The sequence below is a fragment of the Streptomyces sp. DT224 genome (assembly GCF_049844595.1).
GTDB lineage: Bacteria > Actinomycetota > Actinomycetes > Streptomycetales > Streptomycetaceae > Streptomyces.
On record NZ_JBNCLI010000017.1, the window covers coordinates 107,652 to 133,653 of the forward strand.

The following is a 26,002-nucleotide window of genomic DNA, read 5'->3' on the forward strand; positions in this document are numbered from 1 at the left end:
GACAGGACGCGTGACGTCGCCCGAAATTCCAAGCATGAAATGAGTAATGCTTGGGGTTTATGGATTGCCGCTGCGTTTGCAGTGAACGGAAAATTCAGCTCAATTGCGGCTCGCTTTGAATTTCCAGGCGTGCAATTTCAGCTGGTATCGCCACAGGCGGCGGCCTTTTAGGCTATCGATACCGGAAGGTGTCGGTGAATTGTCTCGTGCTGGTAGCTGCGCGAAATTTTCGGGTGCGGGCCAGTCGCTGGCGCCTCGGCTCATGGTTCCTCTCGATAGAGCAGGCGCTTAGAAGGCACCTGCTCTATCCACTGAGCTACGGGGGCTGACCTGCGAAAACGCAGTCTTCCAGGCGCTCGTCCCATGTTCCCGTGGGACGTATGTGGGATCTGGCGACCCCTGGGAACCGTGGGACATGGCTGCCCTTCGGTGACCCGGGCGTAGCTTCTCACATCATCTTCACACCCTCGAAGTCCCTCGGGGAAACAATCTGGCATCGGCTCGACGTTGTAGGTCTCCTGGTCAAGGGGGAGGTTTCGGGCCTGAAGTTGTTCCGTACGGACATGACAAAGAGCGGCATGACGGAGGTCATGCCGCGTCTTGCTGAAGTCGAGGCCGATGTGCAGGGGCTTGTCGAGGCGCACATGGAGACGCTGCTGGGCGTTCGGTTCCTGGCGAGCGAGTACAGCACCGGGCCGGTGCACGGGGGCCGGATCGACTCGCTCGGGCTGGACGAGAACGGCTCACCGGTCATCGTGGAGTACAAGCGCGGCATCGACGCCGGCGTGATCCATCAAGGTTTGTTCTACCTGTCGTGGCTTGTGGATCACCGTGATGAGTTCGAGCGCCTGGTCCGCGACCTGCTCGGACCGACGGCCGCGTCCCAGGTCCTGTGGAGCAGCCCGCGCCTTGTCTGCATCGCAGGTGATTTCACCCGCTACGACGTGCATGCCGTGCGTGAGCACCGGCGCTCGATCGACCTGGTCCGCTACCGGTACTTCGGCAGCGACCTGCTCGGCCTGGAGACCGTGGCCTCCGTCAGCGGCGGCATGCAGGTGTCCCGCCGCGCACGGCGCCGGTCTGCGGCCCAGACGCCGGGGAACGACCAGGAGGCCGCGATGGCGGAGTTGGTCGGCGCGGTCGACGAGGCCCTGCTAGGGCTCGGGGACGGCGTGCACGTCGTCGAGCGCAGGACCTACCGGGCGTATCAGCGGCTGCGGAACTTCGCCTGCCTGTGCCCCCCGCAGCGGACCAAGCTGCTGGTGTACCTAAAGATCGACCCGAAGGACGTCGACCTCGTTCCGGGCTTCACCCGGGACGTGTCCGATCTCGGTCACCACGGGACGGGTGACCTGGAGGTTCAGCTCCGTACGCCGAAGGACGTGGAGCGGGCGCAGGGTCTGTTCCGGGCAAGCTACGCGGCGTCGTGATCGCCTGCTGATCTCTGGGCCGGGGCCGCTTCGTGGCTGTTCTGTCGTCGTGGGGTCATGCCTTTCGACGTGCGAGTGGGACGTGGCGGTGGACTATCAATGATGCGCGGGACCGCCGGTTTGGTTAACCGGCGGTCCCGCGCTATGTTGCCCCGCTCGTGTCTGCCGATGATCAGCGTGTACGGCTGCCGGCCGTATTGACCGTGACCGCTGGGTACGAAGAAGCGGGGCTCGTCCGGTGCCCGGTGCCGGGGGCCTTGGGGCGGCGGAGTCCGGTTTCGTGGGCAAGGGTCTCGAACAGATCGGCCAGGAGAGAATTCGGTGCGTGCGGGGAAGCGGTGACGGCCCAGGTGGGCCGGTCCGGGTTCGAGCCGGCCCAGATGGTCCAGGTGGCCATGGTCTGGCTCCGCTGTTGGGCGTGGAAAGCGTCGAAGAGGACGCCTGCGTCCCCGGCGGGCGACGTCCAGCGCATCCGGACCCCGTCTACGGTGTGTTTCCAGTCGGCGTCGGAGAGCGGCTGCGTGGCCTTCGTGGTCATCTTCTCGTCCCCGGGGGCTCCGACTGCGGTGTCCCAGCCGCCGCCGTCGGCGAGGTGGTTCAGCAGTTCCTGTACTACGGGCGCGGGGGTGGAGCCGGTCGCGGTCAGGTGCCACATGCGGTCGGAGACCGGGGTTTCGAAGGCGGCCACGGTCCATGCGATCTCGCGGGCGTCCATGTTGTGGATGTGTTCGATGCGCAGCGTCTGGGATTCATGGATGGCGTACGTCGCCTCGTCCGACCAGGTGCGCCGTTTCTCGAACTCGGGGTTTGAGTCGAGGAAGGAGCTGAGGAGCGTCTCGTGGTCGCCGGGATCGGCGAGGTAGACGGGGACGGTCTCCAACGAGGGGCGGGAAGGTTCGGTTCTGGCCGTAGTGCCGTCGAAGACGGAGCGTGCTTGTGCGGCGGCGCGCTCGGTGTCCGTCAGAGGCGCCGGCCCGGGCTGCATCGTCGCGGCGTGGGCCTTTTCGAAGGCCGTCAGTGCCTCTGCCGGCGAGTCGAAGGTGTCCGCGACCTGACGGAGGTGGTCCTCACCGTGCAAGTAGACGGACTTGCCGCTCCGGTGGAGGTACGTGCCGACCGCGACGGTGGTGTGGGCGTCGCGGGCGTGGGCGTGGATGAGCAGGTGGCCGTGGCGGATGTCGTCATGGATCTTCTGCGCCTGGTTGGAGACCTCGCGTACTTCGCTGCGACTGCACCACGGCATGGGGTAGTTCGCCCAGGTCCATTCCTCGTCGATGGCTTCCTGGAGCCGTGGGGTGATTTTCACGGTGATGCCCTCGGCCAGCAGATGGCTGGCGGCCTCGTTGGCCCAGTAGGGCTCCTCGTGGTCGATGCGGGCCAGGACCATGATGTTGGTGGCGACGATGCTCCAGTCGGCGGCTTCCAGGGCTGTGAGGGCGATATGGGCTTGCGTGCCGGTCAGTACGGCCGCCACGGCGGTCGGGTGGGTGGGGTGAGTATCGAAGCGGACGTGCGCGTCGATGGGTGAGGTCATGGGGGGGCTGGTCTCTTCCGTCGGTGGCCGGACGGTCGGGTCCGGCCAGCAGCGCCGTTAAGGAGCTGCCGGGTTGCTCGCGTGGAATAGTCGTGCCGCGGTTCGGCGCGCAGGCTCGGCGAAGCGCGGGCGGCTGCGCGTGCCCCGTTCGGGCAGGTGCGCAGCGTCACGCAGTGGCTTCATGCTCGTCGGCTCCTGCGGAGCAGTCAGGGTTGGCGGCCGGGCGGTGCCTTGATCGCGGTCGGAGCGGCCGGGAGTGTGACACTGGCCTCAAGTGGGTGACTGAAACCGCGAGTTGTGGGGCTGTCGTTCACCTGCCCGAGTTCCGGGGCGAGGCATTCGACGAGTTCCGTGAGTACCTGTGCGGGGGTGTATGCCGAGGCGTGTACGACCCAGGTGGCCTGCTGGGGGTCGGGCCCGGCCCAGATGAGCCAGGTGGGGTTGAGGTAGGGATTCTGGGCGGCGAAGGTGTCGAGCTGTACGCCGGCGTGGGGGCTGGCCCAGCGGATGCAGCGACCGTCGATGGTGTTCTCCCATCCGGCCTGGGTGAGGGGCGCGATGGCCTGAGCGACGGTCTTCGCCGTGATGGGACTGCCGAGCGCAAGGTCGTGGTCGCCGCTGGCGAGGCTGTCCAGGAGCGTTCGGACTACTGGCTCGGGTGTGGTGTCGGGGAAGGCCAGGTGCCACATGCGGTCGGAGACAGGTGACTCGTACCCGGCGACGGTCCACGAATTCTCGCCTGCGGCTCGTGGATGCGCTCGATGCGCAGGGTCTGGGACTCGTGCACCGCATAGGTGCTTTCGTCGCGGGGCCGCCACTTGTGCCAGGCGTCGTGTGCATCGAGGAAATCGTCGAGCAGAGCGTCGTAGTTGCCGGGATCGGCCGCGTAGACAGGGACGGCCTCCGGCTCCGGGAGGGGCGCCGTCGACTTGTCCGGTACGGGGGCGGCCAGGCTGCTGCGGGCCTGCGCCGCCTCTCGTTCGATGTACGTCAGGGGCGCCGGGCCGGGGTGCATCCGGTGGGCGTGGGTCTCTTCGAAGGCGCGCATGGCCTGGGCCGGGGAGTCGAAGTGCGCGGTCACCCTGCGCAGGTGATTCTCTCCCAGGAGGTGGACGGATCTGCTGTTGCGGGAGGTGCGGTAGGTGCCGACCGAGGCCATGTCGTGGCCGTCGTGGGCGTGGGCGTGGATGACGAGTTCCCCGTGAAGGATGTCGTCGTGGATCTTCTGCGCTCGGTCGGAGCGCGCGCGAACCTGGCCGGGGGTGAGGCCGCGGTCCAGGTAGCCGGCCCATGTCCTCTCCTGGTTCATGGCTGCGCTGAGTCGTGGGGCGATCTCAACGGTGATGCCTTCGGCGATCAGCCGTTTGGCGGCCTGCTTGGCCCAGTAGGGCTCCTCGTGGTCGATGCGGGCCAGGACGAGGAGGGTGTCGGTGACGGTGGCCCACCCGGCGGCCTGCAGCGCCGCGCGGGCGATATGGGCCTGGGAGCCGTCCAGTTCGGCGGTGACGGCGAGGCGGTGCTTCGGGTGGGGGGCGAGGATGACGAAGGCGTCGATGGGGTCAGGCACGGTGTGGCGGCGTCTCTTCTCCCGGGGACTCGACCTGCATGGCCGGTGGTCCGGGGCGGGGGTTATCGGGTGGCGCGTGCGGGGCGCGCAGCCGTGGTCGGAGGGCCCGCACGCGCGGCGGTTGCCGGGCGAGGCCGTGGCGGCGGTCCGGTTCCGGTGGCGTACTGCCAGCGGGTTCGTACGGCGCCGAGGTCGGCGAGCGCTCGGCGGGCGCCGACCACGAGCTGGAAGGGCGTGGTGGCCGGAGCCGCGGCGTATGCCTCGATGCGCTGGACGGTGCGGTCGGCGGTGGCCAGCAGGGAGCGCTCCAGGACGCGCTCGGCCCAGTACTCCGCGGCCCCGGACGTTTCGCTCAGCAGCTCCAGGACGTCGCGGGGAGGGGTCCTGTCATCCAGCACCCCGTGTTGCTGGGCTTCCCAGAGGACGGTGACGGGGTCGACAGGGGCTTGGCGGCGGGCGAGGAGGGACAGCGTCTGCCAGAGGCCGGCGTGCAGCGGCAGGACGAAGTCGTCGGGGAGCAGCCACGGCATAGCGGCGATCGTGTCGGGGTGGGCGGTGGCCGTCGCGAGCAGCAGCTGCTCTTCCCCGATTGCCTCGGCATCGAGCGGGAGGGGGGCCGGGTCCACGGCTGGGGGATGTCGCACGCCCGCGCGTGGGGGGAAGCGGTTGGCGATGTCGTCCACGACGGCGGCCACGGCGTCGGCCTCGGCGAGCGTGGTCTGCACGCGATGGGGGAGAGCGGTGTCGTGGACGGTGCGAAGGAGGTGTCCGGCGGCCGACTTCAGGCGGCGGCGGGAGTGGTCGGCTTCGATCATGCGGGCGTATGCCGGTGCGTGGCTGGGCCAGGAGCACTGCTGGATGAGGGTGTGGAGGTAGGTGGGTGTCAGCCCCCGTGCGTGTTCGCGTGCGGCGGCGAGGACCGCGGTGTGCCAGATGGTGTCCTTCGCGTGGGTGGCGGGGTCGGGTGCCGGCATGGCGGTGATCGCGGCCCACACGGCGGCGTGAGCGGTGGTGGAGAAGGAGTCGGGGCCGATGCCGGTCACGTCGCCGAGTCGGTGAGGTTCGCGCAGGAGGGCTCCGAGGAGGGCTTGCTCGGCGTGGAACACCGGGGGCGGCGGTACGACGGGGGCGAGTTCGTCAGGGTGGGGTGCTGGGGTATGGGGCATCAGGCGGCGAGGGCGAAGTCGGTGGGGTCGAGTGGGACGCCGAGGTGCGGTGCCAGGAGGTGTCCCGCGAGGAGCGGGGGCACGGCGTTGCCGATCTGGGAGAACCGCGCGCTCTGGTTCCCGGACCAGGGGTAGTTCGCGGGGAACGTCTGCAGGATGCCGGCCTCCTGGGCGGTGATCCGGATCGGCTCCGGCGCCGGCGCCGCTCGCGTTCCCGACTCGTCGAGTGTCGGAGCGGGCTGCGCGACCCAGGTGCACTCGTTGCTCCGGTGACCGAAGAACAGCGTGCCCGCCGGCTCGGACAGCGAGCGGACGGTGGCGTGCACCTGGTTGTTGCTACGCAACGACCAGTCCCAGCGGCCGGCCCCGTCGGCGAGCCGGCCCCCATGTCGGTGGGGCCGGGGGACGGTGTCCGGCTGGGGGAGCCAGGCGCCGTGGTCCCGGGCGGTGGACAGGGCCTTGCGGGAGCCGGACGGGAAGGGCTCCGGGCCGCCCCCGCTCCCGCCACCGGCGCACACGGTGGGGACGGGCCGGGCGGTGGCGCCCCAGCCGAGGGCTTCGGCCATGCTGACCCAACGGGCACGGCCGGGCCCGAACAGGCTCTCCGATTCTTCGTGTTGGGCGTGCGTGGGCGAGGGCGGCTGCGCGGAACGGGTTCGGGAGGCGAGGAGGATCGCGCGCCGCCGGGTCTGCGGCACGCCGAAGTCGGCCGCGTTGAGGATTCCGCACCAGGCGGAGAAACCCCACCGGCGCAGGATGCTCGTGTACTGCCTCCACAACGGCAACACGTCCGGCACCTCCTCCATGACCACCCACTCCGGGTCCCCGACGGTGTTCAGGGCGTACAGGTAGCGCATGGGCTCGGCGGCGAGCAGGGAGCGCTCGTCGCGGCACTCAGCGAGGAGGCGTTCGCGGGTGTCCCTACCGGCGGCGAGGTCAGTGACCGCCTGGTGGACGAGCCGCTGGTCCACCAGGCCGAGGCGCTTGCCGGCCCGGCTCCACGCCTGGCACGGCGGGGAGGCGATCAGCCCGCGCGTACGGCCGACGAAGGGACGCGTCGGATACATGGCCACGTCGGTCCGGATCGTCACCTGGCTGGCCAAGGACCTTGTTTTACACGCCCATTGGTCCCACTCAAGACCTACGTCGTTTACCCCCAGGGTTGCCAGTGCGTGACTCCAGCCGCCGGGGCCGGCAAATAGGTCAATTATCAAGGTACCGGCCAGTTGGTCACCGTCCCTTCGTTGTTCGAGAAGCAGTCACGGAGGGTGCCGGAGGGGCGGCGGAGGTGAGACCTGGGCGATCCTGACGGACATTGGATGCTCCGAGTGGGGGGCTGTCAGCGGAGGGAGTCAAACTCATCGCCGTGCGATGAAGTTCGCCTTCCAGCGTTTTCAGAAAAGCGTTCGCTACCTCGCACCCGGAGAAGACGTATTCACTCGCGTCCTGTCGTGCCGCCTTAAGATCATCCCTGCTGCCGCTGTCCCCTCTGGCCGCTGCTAGCTTCACCTGAATGTCCTTCGCCCGGAAGTGGTAGTCCAGGACTGCCGCGTTCACCCTGCCGAGCTCGGTTATGCACTCGCCTGCAGAATCGAGCACATGGCAGTAGGCGGAGAATGATATTTTCTCGCCGGGGGATGCGAACTCGGAGAAGTTCTTTAGCTGTCGGTTTGCTGCGGCAGTGATATCGGACAAGTCGTCGAGAATTTCGCAGACAGTTTTCACGCTGGGAATTGACGGGGGGTGCAGGGCGCGAAGGCGGAAGCGCGCGCGTGCGATCTTGCTGGCCATGTCGTGGAGGTCAAGGGCCTCGCTCATATCGGTCAGGGGTGCTCCAAGGGATCTTCTGTCGTGGTCTGCGGTTACGCGGTGAGGTCGAACCCGTCCTGTGACGGCTCGGCTTCGCCGCGGCAGGCCCAGGGCGAGCAGCCGTCGACGACGCCGTGCTCCAGCAGCTCCTCCTGGTCGGTGAGCTGCGGCTGCAGGGCGGCCCATTCGGCGGCAGTGACGTGGTCGATCGGGGCCTGGTCGAGCGGTACGCGCGAGCGGTGCAAGAACGCCTGGCCCAGCAGCCGGTTGCCCGCCTCGTTGGCGCGCGCATTTCCCTTCCGGATAGCCGTATCGAATTCCACAACGTCCTCCCACTCCATGGGAGAGGTGTCACGGATATGGCGCCACTGGGAATTTCCGTGGAAAGGGCAGCCGAGGCAGCTGGATTTCGGGGTATCGGCCAGGCCGAGTGACGTCAGATAGTGAATGCAGTCGCTTCTGCTCCAGTCAAGATCCAGAAGTGGATGTCGGTTGCGCATGTACTTTACGTCGGCGTCCTTGGCGCGATGGAATTCATCGGTAGAAATGCCTACCCACTGCTCGACGTGGATCCCCTTGGGTATGCGTGCGGGGTAGGGGTAGCCGAGCAGTTCGCGAACCTTCTGTTTGATCGGTTTTATCTTATATTCGCCGGTGCACTGCCTTCGCGTCATTCCTGGACGCCCGTCCTGGTTGAGGATGTGGAGGGGCATCGAGGCGAATCGGTGGTGCGGGTTCAGCGCATCGTCGCGAATATTCCCGGAGGATACGCGGAGCACGGGAATTCCGGCGGGTTCGGCTATCTCCCGCTCCAGGCGGTCCAAGTGTGCGTATACGGCCTTTGGCTCCCACCCGGTGTCGGCGAAGATCGCGTAGTCGACCTTCGGCAGGATGCCGTCGGCTGACAGGGCGAGGAGAGTGCTGGACTGGACGCCGGCGCCTAGGGAAAGTGCGCAGAACTGGGGCTGATCGGAGATTCTCTGTCCTTGGGGAGAAGGGGTGGTCGTTGGGGCGGGGCCGGTGCCCAGCACGGGGGACGGGACCGGTTCGCCCGTCTGCGCGGCCTCTAGACGGATCGGGTGCGCGTCGGGGGTGTGAGCTGCCTGCCGGCAGGACGGGGTGTGGCCGCTTGCTGCGGACGGCCAAAGCCGGCGATCAGCCCGTGGCGTCCGTCCCGGGTGAGCTGGAAGCGCTCGTCGTGGACTGGCCGAGGACTCAGTTCCCGGAACACCAGGCCGCCGGTCTCCAGGGAGCGGAGCGTGGTGGCAGCGACCTGGCCGTCACGGATGCACGGACGTCCCATGCGAACGGTGACTTCACCGCGAGCGACGGCGCGAAGAGCCCGGCTCTGCGTGGAGGAGAGCGACAGGGGCCGGTACGGGGGAGGCGTACCTCGAAGACGACTCTCCGCGACATACATCTCGGCCGCGTCGAAGGCGTCCTGGGCCCCGAGACGGGTCAGACCCTTGACCACGTCGAGGCGCTCGGCGGTTTCGGCCGAGTGCTTGAAGTCCAGGAACGATCTCCTGTCGATGGGGGTGCCGTCACCGGCGGCGACCATGATGTCCACCGCGTCGATGAGGAGTTGTGCCGCGTTCGTTGCCAGGTGCGCCAGCTGCCGAATTCGGGCGTCTACGTCTCGGACTGCGGTGCTGCGGTAGAACGGGGCAGGCGGCGAGAACTTCCCGCGCGTGCAGCGCGGACTTGGCCAGGTTCTGGGTGAGCACCGTCTGTTCGGTCAACAGGTTGGACGGGCTGGAGCCGTTCAGCGCGGACAGGGAGTCGTTGTGCCGGGTGAAGTCGGCGGCGAGCAGGAGGAGTTCTTCCGGCAGGGTGGATTCGGCCATGGTGTTTCAGAGGTCAGCGTTTCCGGGTGGGTGTGGACGCGGCGGCCGGGGCGGGTGCTGCTACCGCGTTCGGGCGGGTGGTCGGGGAGCTGCCGAGGGCGGAGGCCAGGGCGGTGGTGCCGGCTGCGGTGAGACGGATCCGGTCCTCCAGCCCGCCTGGTGCGTACACGGAGGGTGTCGAGCTTGCGGCACGTTCGGTCAGGCCGTTGCTCTTCAGTTTCCGCAGGGCGCTGATCCGCACGGGCGTGGTGTGGCAGTGGACGTACTGTCGACCAAGGGCGGTGCTGACCGCGACGTGCCCGCAGGCGATTTCCCGCAGGACGCTGCGATGCGTAGCGACCAGTTCCGAGACCGGGGCGATTGGGATGCCCCTGGACCGGCGGCGGATCTCACGGGCAACGGTGTCGGCGATGTCCACGGCGTCCGCCGGGGCGAGTGCGGTCAACCTGCGCGCCTCCTGCGGGCTCTGTTCGGTGGAGGCGTTGCTCAGGAAGGCCATGTGGCGGAGGCGAAGCAGTGCGTCCGCCAATCCGGCGCCCTCGTAGAGCCGCTCCGCGAGGACCGTCCGGAGGGCGGCGCCCGTCGCTGCGGTCAGCGCGCGGGCGGATTCGGCGTGGGCGTCGGGCTCGGCGTGCTTACCGGGGATCAGGTAGCGGTCCATGGCGTCGTTGTGCTGCACGTACTGGTCGGCGAGCCGGAGCAGCCTGTCGACCACTGGTGTCGGGGAGGCGGTCACGTCGAAGAGGAGACCGTCGGACGATGCCGTCATGACCGGCCCCTGGGCCCTGGGGCGTGTGGCGGCTTCGGAGCGGTCGCGAACGGAGTGGCCGAGGTGGCTGGCTGCTGGGGCGTCAGCGCATTGCTTGCATCGGCCAGGGCCTCTCGCACACCGTCGAGGTGCATGTGCAGCGTGCCGCGGTGCCCGGTAGCGAGCTGTTGCTCCTGCCGGGTCTCTTGCTTCGCGATGGGGAGGTACACGAGCGGAACGAGCGTCTGGGTGTAGTGGGCGATGGCCTTACCGAGGTGAGCGGTGGTGATGGGGTGGTCGTACATGTCGGCGATCACCGCATCAAGGGCGTGGGCCAGGGAGCGCATTGTCTCCATCCAGGTCGCGTGGGTCGAGCAGGCTCAGGGCTTCTCCGGTGGTGTGATGCAGGGGCTTCCCATAGGAAGCGGGCCGTGTGGTCGTTGCCGTGACCGGGGCGAGGGCGGGAGGGGGTGTGCCATCCGGTCCGGGCAGGGCGCTCGGCGATCAGGCGCCAGCCCGCGCCGCGCAGGGACGCGCCGCTCTCGCCTGCCTGGGTGAAGGTGATCAGACGCGTGTATCCGAGCGCCTTGGCCGCCCGCCACGCCGCCCCGAGGAGCAGCGAGTTCGCGTCGCGGGTGCCGTCGGTGGCGAAACGTGTGACTTCGAGGGTGGAGCCGTTGTCGTAGTGGCGGGCCACGGGCCGTCCGGCGATGGCCACGGCGTGCAGGATGCCGGTCTCGTCGGCGGTGCCGATGGCGAAGACCTGGCCCGCAGGCGGCGGATGGTGCCGGTGCCAGGCGCGGACGAAGTCCTTCGCATCACGGGAGCGGACCGGTACGAGATGCAGTCGGGGGCTCACGCGGCCTTCTTGAAGTCCGCCTGGACCGGGGCGTGCTTGGCGATGGCCCGTGCGGTGATCGCCTTCGACGCCCGGGCGGACGCCGCAGCGAGTTCCTCCGCTTGCGGCTCCAGGTACCAGGGCCGCAGGTCGAGCATGGCGGCGCGCAGGCCGGTCGCGAACAGGAGGGCTGTGCCCTTGGGCAGTGCGCGGATGGCGTCGGGCGGCAGGATGCGCTCCTGGCGCATGCTGACGGAGGTGGACTTCCCGGACTCGGAGTGGGAGGTGGAGGTGGTCTCCACGTCATGATCACCGATGAGGCGGCTCAGCTTGTCCGCGAAGTCGGGGTCGTCGATCCCGCTGCCGATGACCTTGACGGTTGAGGCCGACCACATGGCGTCCATCCCCGCGTCCCCCCAGACCTTCTGCCCCTGCCTGTACGACTGGAGGATGGTGATGGGGATGATCCCGCGGCTGCCCAAGTGGGAGTACAAATCCGGGAGGTCTTGGATTTTGCAGACGTTTGCCGCTTCGTCGAGAATCGCGAGCATGGGGGGATCGAGGCGTCCCCCCGCCCGCTCTGCCTGGGTGGTGGCGGCGCGCATCACCGAGTCTGCGCATGCGGCGATCAGGGCGCTTGCTCCGCCACCGCCATCCTTGCTGAGCAGGAACAGGGTGTCGGTGGAGGTGACGAAGTCGGCGGGCTTGAACTCGGAGACGTCTTGCTGGGGTGTCACCCACGCGGCGATCTCGCTGTTCAGCAGGGCGGAGGAGTACTGCCTGGCGGTTTCGTAGATCCCGTCGCGTGTCTCCGGGGGGCCTTCGACGGTGCCCTTGAGCTGAGCGGCGACGGCGGTGTATTCGTGGTCGCGCAGGATGTCGAGCGGGGTGCGGTCGGCGGGGAAGGCGAGCCACTGCATGATGTCGGTGATCGGCCGGTCGTCGAGCGCCGCGGCCAGGAGCAGCTGGGCCAGGATGTTGCTGCCGGCCTTGGACCAGAAGTCGCCCTGCTGGGAGGCGTCCACCGAGGCGGCGAGGAAGTGCCCGGCCAGCCGGTTGGCCCCTTCTAGAGTGGTGGCGCCTGAAAGCGGGTTCCACCACATCTTCCGGTCGGCGTGCGCTATCTGTTGCGGGTCCATCGTCCACACCCGCCCCACGGCGGCGCGGGCCTCCTGCGTGGCGGTGTAAGCGTCGCCGGCCGCCTTGTTGGACGTCAGCAGTACCGGCCCGGGCGCGGCGAGAATCGAAGGGATGGCGAGACTGGTCGTCTTCCCGGAGCGCGGCGCCATGATGGCCACGGCGACGTCCTCGAAGCCCATCCGCACCTCGTGGCGGGTGCCCTGAAGGGTGCCGAGAAGGACGCCGGTGTCCTTCGCGTCGAGGGTCTTGCTGGCCTTAAGGCTGGGACGCAGGGCGCGCGCCTTGTCGGTGATCTGCTTGGCCAGCAGGGGCTCGATGTCCCGGGGCTTGGCCATGTCGGTGATCTTCTTCCGGCCGCCGGCGCGGGACTTGTGCCGCGCCCACAGGAGACCCGCGCCGGCTCCGAGAGCCAGGAGCAGTGCGATGGGGACGATACGGGCGCCGATGAGCAGGGGCGTTTCTCCTGCGTCGGGCCAGACCTGCTCGGGGTGGAACAGGGCGTCGGTCGGGCGGTAGGGGGCCGGGCGGGTGCCGGTGAGGGCAGCGGTGGCGTTGCCGGACAGCCAGGCCAGGTTGGCGAGGGGAACGACGACAGCGAGGGCGCCGGCCATCAGACGCAGGACGAGGTCGTACCCGTCGGTGCTGGTGGAGGAGGAAGGGGGCAAGAGCGGCTTCTGTACGGGAGGGGATGGAGGCGGTCAGCGGCGGCGAGGGCTTATGCGCGGTGCCGGCGGTGAGGGCTGCTGATTCGCTGACGGTGCGGGGCCTCGGGCTGCTAGGGCATCGACGCGCCCTTCCAGCGCCGCGGCGACGTAGGCGACAGGCACGTCGATGAACCGCCGGTTCACGAGGGCAGGGTTAAGGGTCGGCATTCTTTCCACGCCGTCCGTACGCCAGAGGGGCTTCACATCGGCGAGCGCCGTGGTGAACTGCGTGACCAGGTGTACGGGGGCGTGCTCGTCGAAGCGGGCCGCCCAGACCGGCCGGTCGTCCACGGACACGGTGATGTGCCATGATCCGCTGGCGTTGATCCGCTCCACTCGTACGGTGTCGTCGAGGGAGATGTACGCCTGACGGCCGTCCACCGGAATCCAGCCCGCCTCGGCGAGCGGGTCGTACGGATTGGACCCGACACCCGCGGGCGCAGGGTCGGTGAGCGCATCGGTGACCGCGGCGATCAGTTCGACCGGAGTGTGGCCGCCGAAGCTGGCGTACCAGGCAGGCTGGTCCTGCTCGGCCGCGTGGAGGAGCCTCCACCACTGGCCGCCAGGGTCGGGCTCCAGGCGCAGGAACGCCGTTTGGTCGGGGCTGGAGAGCAGCACCCGGGGCATCAGCGGGTCCTGGCCGTGGCTCCAGCCGCATGCGCGATGCAGAGGGACGGTGATCCAGGCGGGGTCGCCGCCGCCTGCGAGATGGCGTGGGGCGACGAAGGTCACTTCGACGGTTTCGGGCGCGGTGCTCATGCGCGTGCTCGGCTTCGAGGAGTGGGTGCGAGGGCCGGGCGGGGTGCCAGCGGTGAAGGGGCTTTGCGGGCAGCCGCGTTGACTTCGAGGATCGTCTTGCCGTGGGTGGTCCATTCATCGAGGGCATGCCACTCCTCGGCGTGGTGTTCGGCGAGCGCGTCCTCGTACGCCGGGGTGCCGGGCGTCACGGAGGGAAGGGAGTCCTGCGTTTCCAGCCACTGCTGGTCCAGCTCGTCGAGCCGGTCCAGGGCTGTGGTGAGAAGACCGAGCTGGTACACCCAGCGGCTTTGTACCTGGCCCTCTGGCAGTAGGGCCAGTTGCGTCTCGACCGTGCCGAGGAGATGGCGGGCCCCGTCGCGGAGAGGTTCGAACGCAGTGTGGGTGTCGGCGTCACGCCGGCTGGCACGCAGGCCGTACGCGTGGCTGTCGTGGGGCCAGCCGTCCAGGTCGGTGTGCTCGTCGGAGTAGGCATTCCATGCGTCGAGGATCCTCTGGCCGTCCCTCAGGTAGGTCCTGAGACGGCCGAGGAACTCACGGTGTGCGCGGTGATCGAAGGTGATGGTGGATCCATTCATATCGGGTCAGCGACGGGGGACCCGGCGGCTGGGTGCGGGGCTCGTTACGGGGGATTCCTGCTGGCGACGAGATGACCGCACGCGGGCCCGGATCGTCCGGAGACGCGAGGCGTGGGCCTCGACCACCTGCTCCGGACGAACCTGGCTGCGTACGTGTACGGCGCTGTGGTGACCAAGCCGCTCGTACATCCCACGCTGGAGCGGCTCGGGGTCAGCAAGGGCGGTGATGAACGCGCCGATCAGGTGCGCTGGGACCGCGTCGGGCAGGACCGCGTGCCAGATCGACGGGCCCATGGGGGTGCCGTGACCCGGCGAGCAGGTGTCCACCCGCCACGACGCCTCCCACGTCCACTTACCGGCTTCTGTCGGACGGCGGACGTGGCACATCCCGTCGAGGGAGTGAGCGGTGCTGGATGACTCGATGACCCATCCTTCCCACCCCAGGATCTGGAAGGGATCGACGGGGCTCTCGTCGGGGACGGGGAGGACGAGGGCGTCGGTGAATCGAGACAGGATTTCGGCGGGTACGAGTTCGCCGAACTCGGCGTACCAGCCGGGCTCGGGGCTGGCGGGTTCGGCTGTGAGCCGCCACCATGCGCCGGTGGCGGACTGCGGATCGAACCGTGTGGTGTAGCGGTGGTCCGGGCTGCGGAGCACGATCTCGGGGCTGAGCGGGTCGGACGTGCGGGTCCATCCGGCGGCGGCCAGGCCGTGGGTGACGTGGCGGGCGTCCCCGGGGCCGGCGAGGTGACGCGGACTGGTGTCGTGCAGGAGTTGCGTAGCGTGCGTGCGCGCGAAGGCGGCATGCAGTCGCTCGGTCAGCGGCATCGGGCAGGCTCCGGCTCGGTGAGACCCGGCCTGCGGCGGAGGGTGGTGTCGAGTACGAGGTGGGGCACGGGCCTCCTGTGATGGCCGGCGCCGGGATCAACGTCGGGTGCGAGCCCCGCCGGCGTGGGCGTAGGGCGGTGCCGAGGTGGAAGGCCGGGCCGATCGTGCGGTGTTACGGGCCCAGGTGGCGGCGCGTGCGGCGTTGATGCGGGCTTGCTGCCAGGCGCCGAGCTGGGAAGGGGTGACGGAGACCGACCAGGTGCGGATCTTCGAGCTGTGCGGGACGCGCCCCCGCGGGCGCATCACTGGTTCCGGGGAGGCGAGTTGGGTGGTGAAGGCTTGTACTACGTGTAGAGGCGTGGTTGGTGTGAAGGCACCGGTCCAGCTGTTGCCCTGGGTGTCGTTGGCTCCGGTCCACCACATCGCTGTTCCGTCGGCGTCCTGGCGGTATTGCAGCCATGCGGTGCCGTCCGGGCTGGTCGCCGCATAGCTGGTGCCTTCGAACCGCGCGTGCCAGCCGCTTTCGGCCAGCGGAGCCCAGACGTTCGGGGCGTGGGCGGACCGGGGAAGCGGGAGGGCGTCGGTGATGCCGGCGACGATCTCCACGGGGGTCTGCCGGCCCAGGTTCGCCGACCACTCCTCGGTGGCCCGGGTTGCCTTGCTGTGGATCGTCCATCCGCCGGGCTGCCCGTGGGGGTCGTAGGCGACGCGCAGGGTGCGGTCCGGGCTCTCCATGAGCAACGGGCCGCGCTTCTTGGACCTGTCCCGCCATCCTGACGCGCGCAGGTATTCGGAGACGTGCCGGATGTCGCCGCCCCCAGCCACTGCTCGGGGCTGGACGAGGTAGTGCTGTTCGGGATGCTCGGGGCCCCAGCCCTGGCCCCGCTGGCTTCGCTTCACCGGTGCCTCCGCACGACGAGCGGCGCGGGTGTTGGGGGCGTTGCCGAGCCGGTTGCGGGCTGGGTGCCGAGACGGCGGAGAGAGGTGCGGTGTTCGTCGAGGTCTTCGCCGATGGCGTCGAGGTCGTTGGTCGCCCGGCCCAGAGCCAGCCACACTTCGGCCGGTAGCACACCGCGCTCGGCCTGGCCCTTGGCGAACGTGCTGCTCACGGAGAGGAGTCCGGTGACGCCGTTGAGCAGGCCGTCGTCCGGGTCGAGGAGGCGCGCGATGACCTGCGTCGCTTGCTGAGGAGGGAGCTGGGCGAGGTGGTCAGCGAGCAGGTGGAGCTGCCGGGTGATCTCGTTGGCCAGCCCTATCGGGTAGGGGGCGGGGTGGGACATGCTCCTCCGGGGCGGTGGACTGGTGGGGGCGGTGGCGCTGCGTCTCAGCGAGGACGGCCTCCTGGCTGGGTGGCGGCCAGGAGGGACGTGCGGTCGGGGCCGGTCAGGACGCAGGTGCGCAGGTAGTGGCGGAACCGGGCTGTCGCCAGCCGGGGTTTGAGCCGGGGGCTGATAGGCGGAGGCGTGCGGGGCAGTACGGGCTTCTCCGGGGACGGGGCGCTGTGGCGGGCGGCGTGGGTGCGGGCGTGATCGACCACTTGAGCAGCCCTGGTCAGGGAGCCGGCCATGTCCGAGAGCCGTGGGGATCTGGCCCCACCGTGGGCTAGGCCGCTCGGGCTCCAGCTATGTCATCGTCTGCGGACCGACGGGGTGCGGGCAGCCGCCGGAGCCGGTGGGGCGGAGGCCGGGGTGGCGGTGGGCGCGGTCCGGACCGCGGCGTGCTGCAGGCCGGTGTCGATACCGACCGCCTCCAGGTGAGGGCCGATGCTGCGCAGGGCGCGGGCCTGTGCCTGGGTGTCGTCGCCGTTGAGCCGGTAAATGCCGTCGTGTGGGTCCTGGACGAAGCCGTGGGCCAGCAGGATCTCGTCGGCACGGTGGTCGACGGGCGCGGTGGCGATGCTGCCGTCGATCTGCCAGGTCAGGACGATCCGGTCCGGCTGGGAGGTCTGGGTACCGCCGAGGGCGTTGTTGCGGACCTGGGCGAGCGCGGTGTCGTAGCGGGCGAGGAGATCGCCGTCAACCTGTTCCGCGCTCAGGAACGGGTCGTCGAGCAGGGCTATTCCGTGGGGCTCGGGGACGGCGCGGTACGCCTCGTCGGGCAGGGCGCGGGGCGCGACGGCGGCGATGAGGAACCCGTCGCGTTCGTCGTGCCGGTCCAGAAGGACGAGCTGGGCGCCGTCCGGGCGACTCAGGAGGGCCGCTTGCTGGAGCGGGTGCTCGGCGAGTGCGGCAGCGATCAGGTCCAGGTCCCAGATCCAGTCGGTGAGTTCGGCGAGATCGTCCTTGGCGTCCGCGGGAATGTGGGTGCTGGTCCAGGTGCCGGGGAGTTCGCCGGCGAGTACGTCGGCGTAGGAGGCGAGGCGATCGGCGGTTTCGTTGTGGTCGTACATGGTGTCCTTGGGCGGTATGGGAGTCAGCGGTGCAGGCCGACGGCCACCGGGGGCGGCGGGGCCGGGAGCGTGCGCGGCGGGGGCGGGCAGGCGCACACGGCGGAGCGTTCGTGTTCGTTGGCCGGGACCGCCTGGGCGCATGTGCTGCGGCGGGGGTGAGGGGCGTGCCGGTCGGCGAGCTGGGTGCGGGCGTCGGAGAGGTCGGTGCGGATGTTGCGGAGGACCTCGTCGGCGAGGTAGCGCAGCCGCCGGGCGATGTGCGGGTCGGGTGGTTCTCCGAGCCCGTCGTAGAAGTCCGCGGTGGCGATGAGGACTTCCTCGACTGCGGTGAGGATGCCGTCGTGGGGAACGGTCAGCTCGGTCAGGGCGTCGGCCGCCTCGTCCGTGGTGGTGGCCTCACCGATGAGGTCGGCAAGGTGCGCGACGGAGGAGCTGGGCGGCAGATAGCTGGCCAGCCGGTTGTCGGTGTCGAACTCGGTGTCGCAGACCACGTGGTACCCCTGAGTCCGGAGATGAGCGACAGCTTCGGTGGCCAGACGGTCCTCGTCCTTGGCGGCTAGGCCGGCGGGGACGCGGTGGTAGCTCTCGTGAACGCGTACGACGGGGACGAAGCCGGCCCGTTGGAGGATGCTGTGTGCTTGTGAGTCGCCGTCGCGGGCGAGGAGTTCCTCGGAATCCGGGTCGCGGCGGATGACCACGCAGCGGTCGATGCGGGGCAGGGACGTTTCTCCTATGGTGATCGGTGGGCTGAGCGCCGGGCGGCGGGTGGTGCGACGGCTGCCGCGGGCTTGGCCAGCCGAGTCGCGGTGCGGCCAAGGTCTTCCTGGATGGCGTAGACGCGGCGGGCGAGCAGCAGCAGGCTGTGGGTGGTGTCGGCTGCATCGGGCTGGTGAGCGGTCCGGTGCGCGGTGTGCTCGATGAGCCCGCGGACCGCGACCAGGGGGCCGGTGTGCTCGTCGGCGAGTTGCGCGAGGACGCTCGCGAGCAGTGCCGTCGGGGAGGGGGCCGGCCGCCGCGCAGCGCGGGAGGGGGTCAGGCCGAGGTCATGCTCGATGAGGCGCGCCTCGGCGTCCAAGTGTTCGAGGACGTCGTCGGGAAGGGAGTGCCAGGAACCGTCGTGGGTGATCAGGTTCGCGATCAGATCGAGGCGCCCGGGCAGAGCCTGGAAGGCAACCCACCGGCAGCCCACGCTCCCCTTGCCGGGCAGTTCGATGGTCGCGGTTCGAGCGAGACGGTGAGCAATCTCGGACCACCAGCGTCTGGTCAGTGCCCGGTCGTCCGGATGGAGATCGACTTCGAGGTGGAGGATCGCGTGCCGGTCACCGTCCGGGCTCGCAGCGAAGGGATGTTCCAGGTAGGGGTCCTGTAGGTGCTCGGCCCACTGCCTGGCCGTCCAGGTCCACTGCTCCTCGTCCAGGGTGTAGCGGTCCAGCCCCGGCCAGGCGGCAACGACCGCGTGCTCCGCCAGGTCTTCGGGGGAGGAGACCGAGTGTCCGAGTGCCTCAGCGATCAGGCTGTGCGGGATGTACACCGGTTCGTGCAGGTGGGGAATCACCGGCCGCCTCGCATGTCGGCGACATGAACCATCTGGCCCAGGGCGGTGGTGGTGTACCAGCCGCAGTCGATCAGTTCCTCCCGGCCGGCGAACTTCGCCAGGAGAACGTCCTCCATGGCCCGGAGGTGGATCAGGCAGTCAGGGCAGCGACGAGAGAGGTGCACGAGGTAGCGGGGGTGGGCGGTGACGTAGGACTGTGCTCCTCCGGTCGCATCCCGCACCCGCCACCCGTCTTCGTCGGTCGGGGTGTGCCAGGACGGGGCGACCACACGCATCGAGTCGCCCCACAACTCACCGCCGACCACCCCCTTGAGAACGACGACGGTGTCACCGGCCTGGAAGTGCGCGTGCGTGATGTGCCGCCCGGGAGTGAGCGGATCGGGAGGCGGCGCGAACGCCGAGGTGCGAGGGGGCTGGGACATGAGGTCCTTCCGCAGGTGGCGGGGTGGGACCATCAATAGTCCGGAGGAACGCCGGTTTGGCTAACCGCCGATTCCCGGTTATGGTCCCCGCGATCAGCGGAACGGGTTCTCCGTCGAACGGTCGGTGTCACCCGCTGCGTCGAGCAGTTCGACCAGGTCCGAGCCGTCGGCGTCGCGCTGGTCGATCCACCATCCGGCACGGCTGATGCCCCGGGCCCTTTCCTCCAGCTCCGCCCAGTTCGCCTCGTCCCAACTCCCCTCGATGACCAACGTGGTGTGGGCGGCCGTCATCAGCTGGTGGCGGGAGCGCTCACCCCAGGCCAGGGTCTTCTCCGGGCCGTCGAGCGGCGGCATGTCGAACTGCTTCGCCCACGCTGTGGCCTTCTCCTGCTCGGCGGCCCGCTTGGCCGCGAGCCACTGCTCCTTCGAACCGATGTCGGCGTCGCGCGCCGCCTTCCAGCAGTCGGTGCAGTCCTTCGCCGCGAGCCATCGTGCGAAGCCTGCCCGCTTGTCGGCCGGGCGGCCGGACAGGTCATGAACGACCTGGTGGGAGCAGGTGTGCTCCACGGTCCACTGTGTACGGATTGCGATGGTTATTCCTGCTTTCTGTCTTCGTTTCAGCGTGTTCTGCGGATGGCGTCTGTGGCCGCCGTGGCGATGGCGGCGGGAGCGCTGGAGGGCTGGTCCAGGTGCAGCAAGGTGGTTCCCGGCAAGTGGCGTGACTCCGCGGTGAGGGTGAGCTGGAGTACGGCGCAGCCGGCGGTTGTGAGCTGCTTGACGCGGGTGACGGCCTGAGCGGTTTCGTCGCTGGCGTAGTGGGCGTCGGAGACGATGACGAGGAGGCGGCCGGGGCCGGGACGGCTGAGTTCCAGGCCGTGGTCGAGTGCGTCGATGGCGTCGCCGAGGTTGTGGGCGCCGCCGTTGGCCTTGAAGTTCGTGACGCGCTCTGGTGCGCGGTGGGTGGGTCGGGCCAGTGCGGTCAGGTGCTTGTCGTAGGCGATGGTGGCGGTGAGGGAGTCGGGGTCGGTCAGGGCTGCTGCGCGTGCCACGATCCAGGCAGCGGACGCGACGGGCGCGCAGGCGGCACGCATGGAGCCGGAGACGTCGACGGCGATCCCCACTCGCAGCGGTGGGGTGGGGGAGTTCCGGCGACGGGTCTGCGTGAAGGGTTCCGCCGTGGGGGCCGATCCGGCCGCGAGCTGGGCGTCGCGGGCGAGAGCCGCCCGCATGTTGAGGCGGCCGGGCGGGGTGGGGCTGGTGGTCCGCTCCTCTGTCCGCTCGCGGTATGCGGCGGCACGCAGGGCGCGGCTCAGGCGCGCGGCGGCGCTCTTTTCGGCGGCGGTGGGCCTGCGGGTGCCGGTGACCGGGTTGTCGGAGGGCGCCGGTCGGCCGTCGGGGGTGACGGTGGTGCCACGGGTGTTGAAGACCGACTTGGCGGTGGCGGCAGCTCGGCGTCGCTGGCCGGCCCGCTGGGCGCGGTCCCGAGCCTGCGCCTTGGAGCGCGTGGCTACAGCGTTTGCCGCTGCCTCCTGTGCCGCGAGGTCGGCGGCGTCGGTGGCTGCCGTGCTGTCCATGACGATCCGCGCGGCGCCGGACAGCAGATCGGCGAGACCCGGTGGCACGGGCCTGGTGGGGGTCGCGGCGTCCAGAGCGTCGCACCACTGCTGAGCGTGCGCGAGCATGGTCGGGGCGTCGTGGTCGGCGACCTGGTGGACGTCTCTCCAGATGCGGGTGAGGGTGGCCAGCAGGTCTGCGCCCAGTACCTGTTCGCACAGATCGGCGACCGCCTTGGTTTCTCCGGTGTCCAGGATCCCGACGTCACGGCGGCCGAGGATCAGGGCTGCCACGGAGGCGGCGTGCTCGATGCCCTGGAGGGTGGGGTGGGCGATGTCGGGCATGACCAGGGTTCGGGCGCTGGTGCGCAGGTACGTGCGGTCCGTGGGCCGGGTGATCAGGTGTGCACCCTCGACACGGCTCTCCTCCAGCAGGAGCGCGGCCTCGACAACACGGGGGTCGGCTCCGGCAGGCGGTGTCCAGATGGAGTGGGCCGCGTGAGCACCTTCGTGAACGAAAACGCCCCAGGCGGCGGGATACCGCTCCTCGTCGCCCACGATCCGCGGATGGATGTCGTGGGGCTGTAGCGGGGCGAACAAGCGGGCGTCGAACTCGACCTCGCCCCGGTCGGGGAAGTAGGCGGCGGGCGCGCCGCTGCGCGTGCCGGGGCGGCAGATGACGAGGAGGTCGTTGCGGCCGGAGAGGGCGACCAGCCGATCACCGAGTTCCGCGCCCACGCGCAGCCATGCGTTCGGGGAGGATCGGGGTTGCGCGGGCGGGGCGCCGTCGTCGTCCCAGCGCGCGAGGTCGGCGTCGTCGTCACGGGTGGCGGGGGGCTGGACGTGGTGGTGGGCACTCATCGCGAGCGGCCCCGGAGTGCAGAGCCGGTGCTGCCGGGGGGCTGCCGGGCAGCTGAGGCGGGGAGCTGCTTGCCGAGGGTGAGAGGCGCCACCTTCGGCACGCCGACGGTCTTGATGACGGCGTCGGCGACGGCGTCGCGATCCTCCACAGGGGCGATGCCGACCAGGTTCGCCAATGCGGCCTTGGTGCCGAGGACGGCCTCGGTCTTCTGGTAGCTGAGCAGCTCTCGCAGCTGGGGGGCCCAGCCCAGCTCACCCAGTTCGACCTGGCGAGCGAGGTGTTGTGCGACCCGGACCACCCGGGCATCGATCCTCAGCGCCTTGGCGAGGTCATAGTCCGTGCCGATCTGGATCTGCACGCTGAACCGGGACGACAACGCCTCCGTCAACACCGCACCGTGGACGCCCGGATTGTGGCCCGCTACCACGTAGAAGCCCGGCTCGGCCTTGATGGTCTCGCCCTTGTGGGCCTTGACCTGGATCTGCCGGCGCCCGTCCATCGCGGGATACAGCGCCGCCAACACCTTCGGCGAGATGAGGGTCGCGTCATCGATCAACAGGGCACGGCCCTCGGTCATCGCGGTGACCAGCGGACCGTACTGGAAGACGTAGCCTCCGCTGTCGGCCTGTGTGTACTCGCCGATCAGGTCGCCGACCGTGGTGTCGCCGTCACCGGCGACGGTGAGCAGGTCCGGGAACGCCGCCTCCACCAACGACGTCTTGCCGGTGCCCGGAGGGCCGTAGAGCAGCACCGGCACGTCGGCGTCCCGCAACCGGTTGAGCGCCTCGACGTCGGGCAGATCGGCCAGCTCCCGGGGATGGTAGACCTGGCCCCCCGCCCGGCGGATCGGGCCGGCCTGCTTCGGCTTGGCTGCTGCGGGAATGGTCGTGCGGGCCGAGGCCGCCCGGGCACGGGGAGCGTGGGTGCCCGGCCGGCTGATCACAGCGATCCGCGCGGCTGCGGCAGTTTGCGCGTTCGCGCGGAACTCCGGCTGCCCGGTCCCGCTTTGGTTCGCCTCGCCGCGTCGCACCAGGGTGAGGGCGGCGTTGCGGACGGCGCCGTGGGAGTGGCCCAGCTGCCGGGCCATGTCCCCGATGGTGAGCGCATCCGCTGTTCGGTTGGCCAGCAGCCGGGCCACTTTGACCCGTAGTTCACCGCCCTTGGTGCGCGTTGGGCTGGTAGGCGGTTCGGGTGTGGTCAAAACGCGGGTCCTTCAACAGATCTGAGTGCGGGCGGAGTTTGCGATGCATGGGTTATGGACTGTGCCGACGTTGGCGACCACGGCAACCGGGGTGTCCCGGTGGCGCTCATCGGCCGACCGAGGGCTCGGCCCAGGCGCACGCGACGGTCGATGACGAGCAGCTCCCTGGCTTCTGAGCAGCCCCGCGCGTCCGCTCCGTACCAAGTTCCGTCGCTCGGCAGGCGCACCCCGGCGCCTCTTCGAAGCCGGACTGGAGCAGGAGTCGCCGGGCTGCTGCGTTGTAGCGGGTGGTGGTGATCTCGCCGGTGATGCTGTGCCGGATCGGGATGAACGGCTCTGCTGGTGCTTCTTCGGGCACGGTGGATTTCCTGTCAGTGGTGGCGGGCGGGCCTGCCGGCGAGGGGCGGCGGCACGGGTGGTGAGGTGGCCACGGAGGGGCGCGGTCGTGCGCGCGGAGCGGGGGTGCGATGCGGGGGGAGGACGGCGACCGTCGCTCCAAGGTCCTCGGCCGCCTCCTGGACCTCGCGGGTGAGGAACGCGATCTGGCGGCCCAGCGTGGTGAGCCGGGCGGCGGTCTGCCGGCCTTGAGCGGTCTCCAGAGCACTGGCGAACTGCGCGCTCGTCTCCAGGAGTTCCTGCAGCCGGATCATGGGACCGGCGGCGAAGCCGCGTTGGACGGCGCCGAGAAGAGCGTTCGATGCGTCACCGGCGGTTCGACCTTCGACGACATCGCGGACGAGGTCCTGCAGGGACATCTCCGGCGCCGGTGCGGGGCGGTTGTGCCGGGAGTGGTCCGGGTGCAGGACGCCGGGCGGGACGGGAGCGGGCAGGTCCTGGCCCGCCTCGTACTCATGGGTGTAGTGCCCGATGACCTGCCAGCCGGGTACGCCCGGGTCGCCGCGTAGCGCGACCACCGTGGAATCGTCGTCTTCGACCAGGTAGGCGAGGGTGATCAGCTGCCCGTCGGCCGCGTACCACGACTCGGTCAGCTCCAGCTCCCCGCGCCGCTGCGCGGCCACGGCCCTCTCGGTCCAACTCTGCCGTTCCTCGTCGGTCAGCGGACTTGTCTGATGCCGGCCGCCGTCGTGCTGGTCGGCCAGGTTGCTGGCGATATAGCCGTGGTCCGCCCAGACGGTGAGGTGGGGCCACAAGGCCGCGTGCTGAGCACGCTCGTCACCGGAGCCGGGGTCGACCAGTCGGAGGACACGGCGGATCTCGGCGGTGGAGGCGGCCAGGCCGTCCAGTGCGGCTCGCCACCCCGCCAGGTGCCGGGCCGGTGGCAGCTCGTCGAGCACGAGTCGGGCGACATCGAGGAGGGCCTCGGCGTGCGGGGCGAGATGGGCGCGGTACGCCTCCACCGCAGCTTTATCGCGGCGGGCCCGCGCGGCTTCCGCAGCGCTGGGGTGGACGGTACGGCCATGGCGATCACGCGTGCTGTGGGATCAACGCGCCGGCGGCCACCCTCCAGTAACCCCCCGGCCCCACCGCGGCCGGTCTGACCCAAATCCGCGGTTACTGCAAGTTGCGCGAGACGCGGCGGGAAGGCGGACGAACTGGGTGGACGTCAAACCTCAAGCTTGACGCACGACTGTTCGTGCGAGAGTTGCTTGGCCCCCAACTCGGACTGGGTGTTCCAGGTGGGTGTTGTCGATGGTTGCCGTGATGGTGGATGGGTTGCCGAGGAGATCGCCCATGTCGACGGTGAGGCGGTCCGTGCCGAATCGGGCCATGTGCGCGGCCAGGCAGGCTGTGCTGTTGGCGTTGGCGATGTCCTCGGGGACGCCGATCGACGGGGCGAACATCCGAGCGGCTGCCCGGCCGTGCCGGTCCGGGATCGAGTAGGCGTAGCAGCCCAACAGGCCGTAGCGGTCGCAGGCGGCACGTAGCAGGGCGAAGTCTGGGGAGAGGTCGGCCAACGCGGCGCGCGATCGGACTGGCAGGAGAAGCCTCGGCCGCCCATTCGAGGCCACGCAGGCGTTGCCGACGACGGCTTCGTCAGCCAGGCCGAGGCCGGCTGTGACCGCCCTTAGCTCGGGTGCCTGGGCGACGCGCAGGTTCACCGGGCCCGGGTCGAATGACGCTGTCACGCTGTCGCGGTTTCGGATGGCCCAGCCTTCGAAGCTGCGGCTCGTCGTACACAGCACGGCGTGGTGGTCGCTGCCGCCTTCGCGTATGGCGAGCAGCGCCAGGGCCGCGACGGTTCCGTGGCCGCAGGCAGGCAGTTCGCCTTCGGCGGTGAAGAACCGGAGCGAGTACGAGGGACGGCCGCGCTCAACTCCGGTGGCACGGATGAAGACGGCGTGCGAAGTGCCCAGTTCCCCGGGAATGCGGCATCGCTCCTCGTCGGTGAACGACGCTTCGTCGAGAACGGCGGTCGGGCTGCCGCCCCGGCCCTGCCGCTGACACGCGTCGATGACCACTACCTCGGGCATGGCACCGGGTCGGTCGTCAGCAGCATCGTCAGGTCCAGCGCGGGCGCGCTGTGCGTCAACGCGCCGACCGAGATGAGGTCGACTCCCGTCTCGGCGATGGCGCGGACGCTGTCCAGACGGACGGCGCCCGAGGCTTCCAGCAGGATCCGGGAGGCGTCGGCACGCTCGGCCCGGATTTTCACGACCATTTCGATGTCGGCTACCGGCATGTTGTCGAGCATGATCCAGCGGGCCCCGGCGTCGAGGGCCTGAACGGCCTGCGCCACGGTCTGCACCTCGACATCGGTCTCCACCTTCTGCCCGGTGTGCGCCATCCCGCGCCGGACCGCGTCGATCGCGGTGGTCACGCCGCCTGCCGCGGCGATGTGGTTCTCCTTGAGCAGCACCATCGCGGCGAGGTTGAGCCGGTGGTTGCGGCCGCCGCCGACGGTCACCGCGTACTTGTCCAGAGCGCGCAGGCCCGGCGCCGTTTTGCGGGTGTCCAGGATGCGAGCCTCGGTCCCGGCCACGGCCTGGACGTAGCGGTCGGTGAGCGTCGCGATGCCGCACATGCGCTGCAGGAAGTTCAGCGCCGTACGCTCCCCGGTGATCAGGCTGCGCGCCGAGCCGGACAGGCGCACCAGGACATCGTCGCCGGTCAGCC

29 protein-coding genes and 1 pseudogene are annotated in these 26,002 nt (G+C 69.7%); 1 reads left to right on the plus strand and 29 read right to left on the minus strand.

Going from position 1 to position 26,002, the window contains the following annotated elements; all coding sequences use genetic code 11:
* Positions 1–563 precede the first annotated feature (563 nt).
* A complete protein-coding gene (locus ACLQ2N_RS33545; protein ID WP_425819158.1) occupies positions 564–1,430 on the plus strand; it encodes a DUF5655 domain-containing protein in 867 nt (288 codons plus the stop codon).
* A gap of 172 nt (positions 1,431–1,602) precedes the next feature.
* Here the strand turns inward: ACLQ2N_RS33545 and ACLQ2N_RS33550 are convergent, their stop codons facing one another.
* The 29 genes and pseudogenes from ACLQ2N_RS33550 to nadC all read right to left on the minus strand — a co-directional run.
* Positions 1,603–2,964 (minus strand): DUF317 domain-containing protein, encoded by a 1,362-nt coding sequence (locus ACLQ2N_RS33550; RefSeq protein WP_425819160.1) that lies wholly within the window; start codon positions 2,962–2,964, stop codon positions 1,603–1,605.
* 206 nt (positions 2,965–3,170) lie between these two features.
* The gene (locus ACLQ2N_RS33555; RefSeq protein WP_425819216.1) at positions 3,171–4,256 is read right to left on the minus strand and encodes a DUF317 domain-containing protein; all 1,086 of its coding nucleotides are present in this window, start codon (positions 4,254–4,256) and stop codon (positions 3,171–3,173) included.
* A gap of 337 nt (positions 4,257–4,593) precedes the next feature.
* A complete protein-coding gene (locus ACLQ2N_RS33560; RefSeq protein WP_425819162.1) occupies positions 4,594–5,697 on the minus strand; it encodes a DnaB-like helicase N-terminal domain-containing protein in 1,104 nt (367 codons plus the stop codon).
* Positions 5,697–6,911 carry a DNA cytosine methyltransferase gene (locus ACLQ2N_RS33565; RefSeq protein WP_425819164.1) on the minus strand — a complete coding sequence of 405 codons (1,215 nt, stop codon included), beginning with the start codon at positions 6,909–6,911 and terminating at the stop codon, positions 5,697–5,699. Before ACLQ2N_RS33565 ends, ACLQ2N_RS33560 begins: the two co-directional genes overlap by 1 nt.
* A gap of 16 nt (positions 6,912–6,927) precedes the next feature.
* On the minus strand, positions 6,928–7,515 hold the full coding sequence (locus tag ACLQ2N_RS33570) for a hypothetical protein (RefSeq protein ID WP_425819166.1): 588 nt from the start codon (positions 7,513–7,515) through the stop codon (positions 6,928–6,930).
* A 44-nt stretch (positions 7,516–7,559) separates the two neighbouring features.
* On the minus strand, positions 7,560–8,483 hold the full coding sequence (locus ACLQ2N_RS33575; RefSeq protein ID WP_425819218.1) for a hypothetical protein: 924 nt from the start codon (positions 8,481–8,483) through the stop codon (positions 7,560–7,562).
* Positions 8,484–8,572: 89 nt separating this feature from the next.
* On the minus strand, positions 8,573–9,076 hold the full coding sequence (locus ACLQ2N_RS33580; RefSeq protein ID WP_425819168.1) for a hypothetical protein: 504 nt from the start codon (positions 9,074–9,076) through the stop codon (positions 8,573–8,575).
* On the minus strand, positions 9,051–9,353 hold the full coding sequence (locus ACLQ2N_RS33585; protein ID WP_425819170.1) for a hypothetical protein: 303 nt from the start codon (positions 9,351–9,353) through the stop codon (positions 9,051–9,053). The genes ACLQ2N_RS33580 and ACLQ2N_RS33585 overlap by 26 nt, the downstream gene beginning before the upstream one ends.
* A gap of 13 nt (positions 9,354–9,366) precedes the next feature.
* On the minus strand, positions 9,367–10,122 hold the full coding sequence (locus ACLQ2N_RS33590) for a hypothetical protein (RefSeq protein ID WP_425819172.1): 756 nt from the start codon (positions 10,120–10,122) through the stop codon (positions 9,367–9,369).
* The gene (locus ACLQ2N_RS33595) at positions 10,119–10,418 is read right to left on the minus strand and encodes a hypothetical protein (protein WP_425819174.1); all 300 of its coding nucleotides are present in this window, start codon (positions 10,416–10,418) and stop codon (positions 10,119–10,121) included. The genes ACLQ2N_RS33590 and ACLQ2N_RS33595 overlap by 4 nt, the downstream gene beginning before the upstream one ends.
* Positions 10,415–10,960: an XF1762 family protein gene (locus ACLQ2N_RS33600; RefSeq protein ID WP_425819176.1), complete on the minus strand. Its 546-nt coding sequence runs from the start codon at positions 10,958–10,960 to the stop codon at positions 10,415–10,417. The genes ACLQ2N_RS33595 and ACLQ2N_RS33600 overlap by 4 nt, the downstream gene beginning before the upstream one ends.
* On the minus strand, positions 10,957–12,744 hold the full coding sequence (locus tag ACLQ2N_RS33605) for a type IV secretory system conjugative DNA transfer family protein (RefSeq protein ID WP_425819178.1): 1,788 nt from the start codon (positions 12,742–12,744) through the stop codon (positions 10,957–10,959). The genes ACLQ2N_RS33600 and ACLQ2N_RS33605 overlap by 4 nt, the downstream gene beginning before the upstream one ends.
* 33 nt (positions 12,745–12,777) lie before the next feature.
* Entirely contained in the window at positions 12,778–13,542 is a 765-nt protein-coding gene (locus ACLQ2N_RS33610; protein ID WP_425819180.1) for a DUF317 domain-containing protein, read from the minus strand.
* Positions 13,539–14,117, minus strand: coding sequence for a hypothetical protein (locus tag ACLQ2N_RS33615; protein ID WP_425819182.1), 579 nt, complete (start codon positions 14,115–14,117; stop codon positions 13,539–13,541). Before ACLQ2N_RS33615 ends, ACLQ2N_RS33610 begins: the two co-directional genes overlap by 4 nt.
* Positions 14,118–14,123: 6 nt before the next feature.
* Positions 14,124–14,945: a DUF317 domain-containing protein gene (locus tag ACLQ2N_RS33620; RefSeq protein ID WP_425819184.1), complete on the minus strand. Its 822-nt coding sequence runs from the start codon at positions 14,943–14,945 to the stop codon at positions 14,124–14,126.
* Between the two features lie 96 nt (positions 14,946–15,041).
* Positions 15,042–15,845, minus strand: a complete 804-nt coding sequence (locus ACLQ2N_RS33625) for a DUF317 domain-containing protein (protein WP_425819186.1) — start codon at positions 15,843–15,845, stop codon at positions 15,042–15,044.
* On the minus strand, positions 15,842–16,225 hold the full coding sequence (locus ACLQ2N_RS33630) for a hypothetical protein (protein ID WP_425819188.1): 384 nt from the start codon (positions 16,223–16,225) through the stop codon (positions 15,842–15,844). The genes ACLQ2N_RS33625 and ACLQ2N_RS33630 overlap by 4 nt, the downstream gene beginning before the upstream one ends.
* Before the next feature lie 44 nt (positions 16,226–16,269).
* Positions 16,270–16,512: a hypothetical protein gene (locus ACLQ2N_RS33635; RefSeq protein WP_425819190.1), complete on the minus strand. Its 243-nt coding sequence runs from the start codon at positions 16,510–16,512 to the stop codon at positions 16,270–16,272.
* Positions 16,513–16,572: 60 nt separating this feature from the next.
* A complete protein-coding gene (locus tag ACLQ2N_RS33640; RefSeq protein WP_425819192.1) occupies positions 16,573–17,334 on the minus strand; it encodes a hypothetical protein in 762 nt (253 codons plus the stop codon).
* Positions 17,335–17,357: 23 nt separating this feature from the next.
* The gene (locus tag ACLQ2N_RS33645) at positions 17,358–18,032 is read right to left on the minus strand and encodes a hypothetical protein (RefSeq protein WP_425819194.1); all 675 of its coding nucleotides are present in this window, start codon (positions 18,030–18,032) and stop codon (positions 17,358–17,360) included.
* Between the two features lie 32 nt (positions 18,033–18,064).
* Positions 18,065–18,889, minus strand: a complete 825-nt coding sequence (locus ACLQ2N_RS33650; RefSeq protein ID WP_425819196.1) for a relaxase/mobilization nuclease — start codon at positions 18,887–18,889, stop codon at positions 18,065–18,067.
* Positions 18,886–19,311 (minus strand): hypothetical protein, encoded by a 426-nt coding sequence (locus ACLQ2N_RS33655; RefSeq protein ID WP_425819198.1) that lies wholly within the window; start codon positions 19,309–19,311, stop codon positions 18,886–18,888. The genes ACLQ2N_RS33650 and ACLQ2N_RS33655 overlap by 4 nt, the downstream gene beginning before the upstream one ends.
* Before the next feature lie 93 nt (positions 19,312–19,404).
* Positions 19,405–19,878, minus strand: a complete 474-nt coding sequence (locus ACLQ2N_RS33660) for a hypothetical protein (RefSeq protein WP_425819200.1) — start codon at positions 19,876–19,878, stop codon at positions 19,405–19,407.
* A gap of 50 nt (positions 19,879–19,928) precedes the next feature.
* Positions 19,929–21,725 (minus strand): hypothetical protein, encoded by a 1,797-nt coding sequence (locus ACLQ2N_RS33665; RefSeq protein WP_425819202.1) that lies wholly within the window; start codon positions 21,723–21,725, stop codon positions 19,929–19,931.
* On the minus strand, positions 21,722–22,864 hold the full coding sequence (locus tag ACLQ2N_RS33670) for an AAA family ATPase (protein ID WP_425819220.1): 1,143 nt from the start codon (positions 22,862–22,864) through the stop codon (positions 21,722–21,724). The genes ACLQ2N_RS33665 and ACLQ2N_RS33670 overlap by 4 nt, the downstream gene beginning before the upstream one ends.
* A 169-nt stretch (positions 22,865–23,033) precedes the next feature.
* On the minus strand, positions 23,034–23,255 hold the full coding sequence (locus tag ACLQ2N_RS33675; RefSeq protein ID WP_425819222.1) for a hypothetical protein: 222 nt from the start codon (positions 23,253–23,255) through the stop codon (positions 23,034–23,036).
* Positions 23,256–23,298: 43 nt separating this feature from the next.
* Positions 23,299–24,360: pseudogene (locus ACLQ2N_RS33680) on the minus strand (hypothetical protein); the annotation flags it as partial.
* A gap of 138 nt (positions 24,361–24,498) precedes the next feature.
* Positions 24,499–25,359: a PhzF family phenazine biosynthesis protein gene (locus tag ACLQ2N_RS33685; RefSeq protein WP_425819204.1), complete on the minus strand. Its 861-nt coding sequence runs from the start codon at positions 25,357–25,359 to the stop codon at positions 24,499–24,501.
* The coding region (gene nadC / locus ACLQ2N_RS33690; RefSeq protein ID WP_425819206.1) for a carboxylating nicotinate-nucleotide diphosphorylase at positions 25,347–26,002 on the minus strand (656 nt) is incomplete at its 5' end. The genes ACLQ2N_RS33685 and nadC, both read right to left, overlap by 13 nt.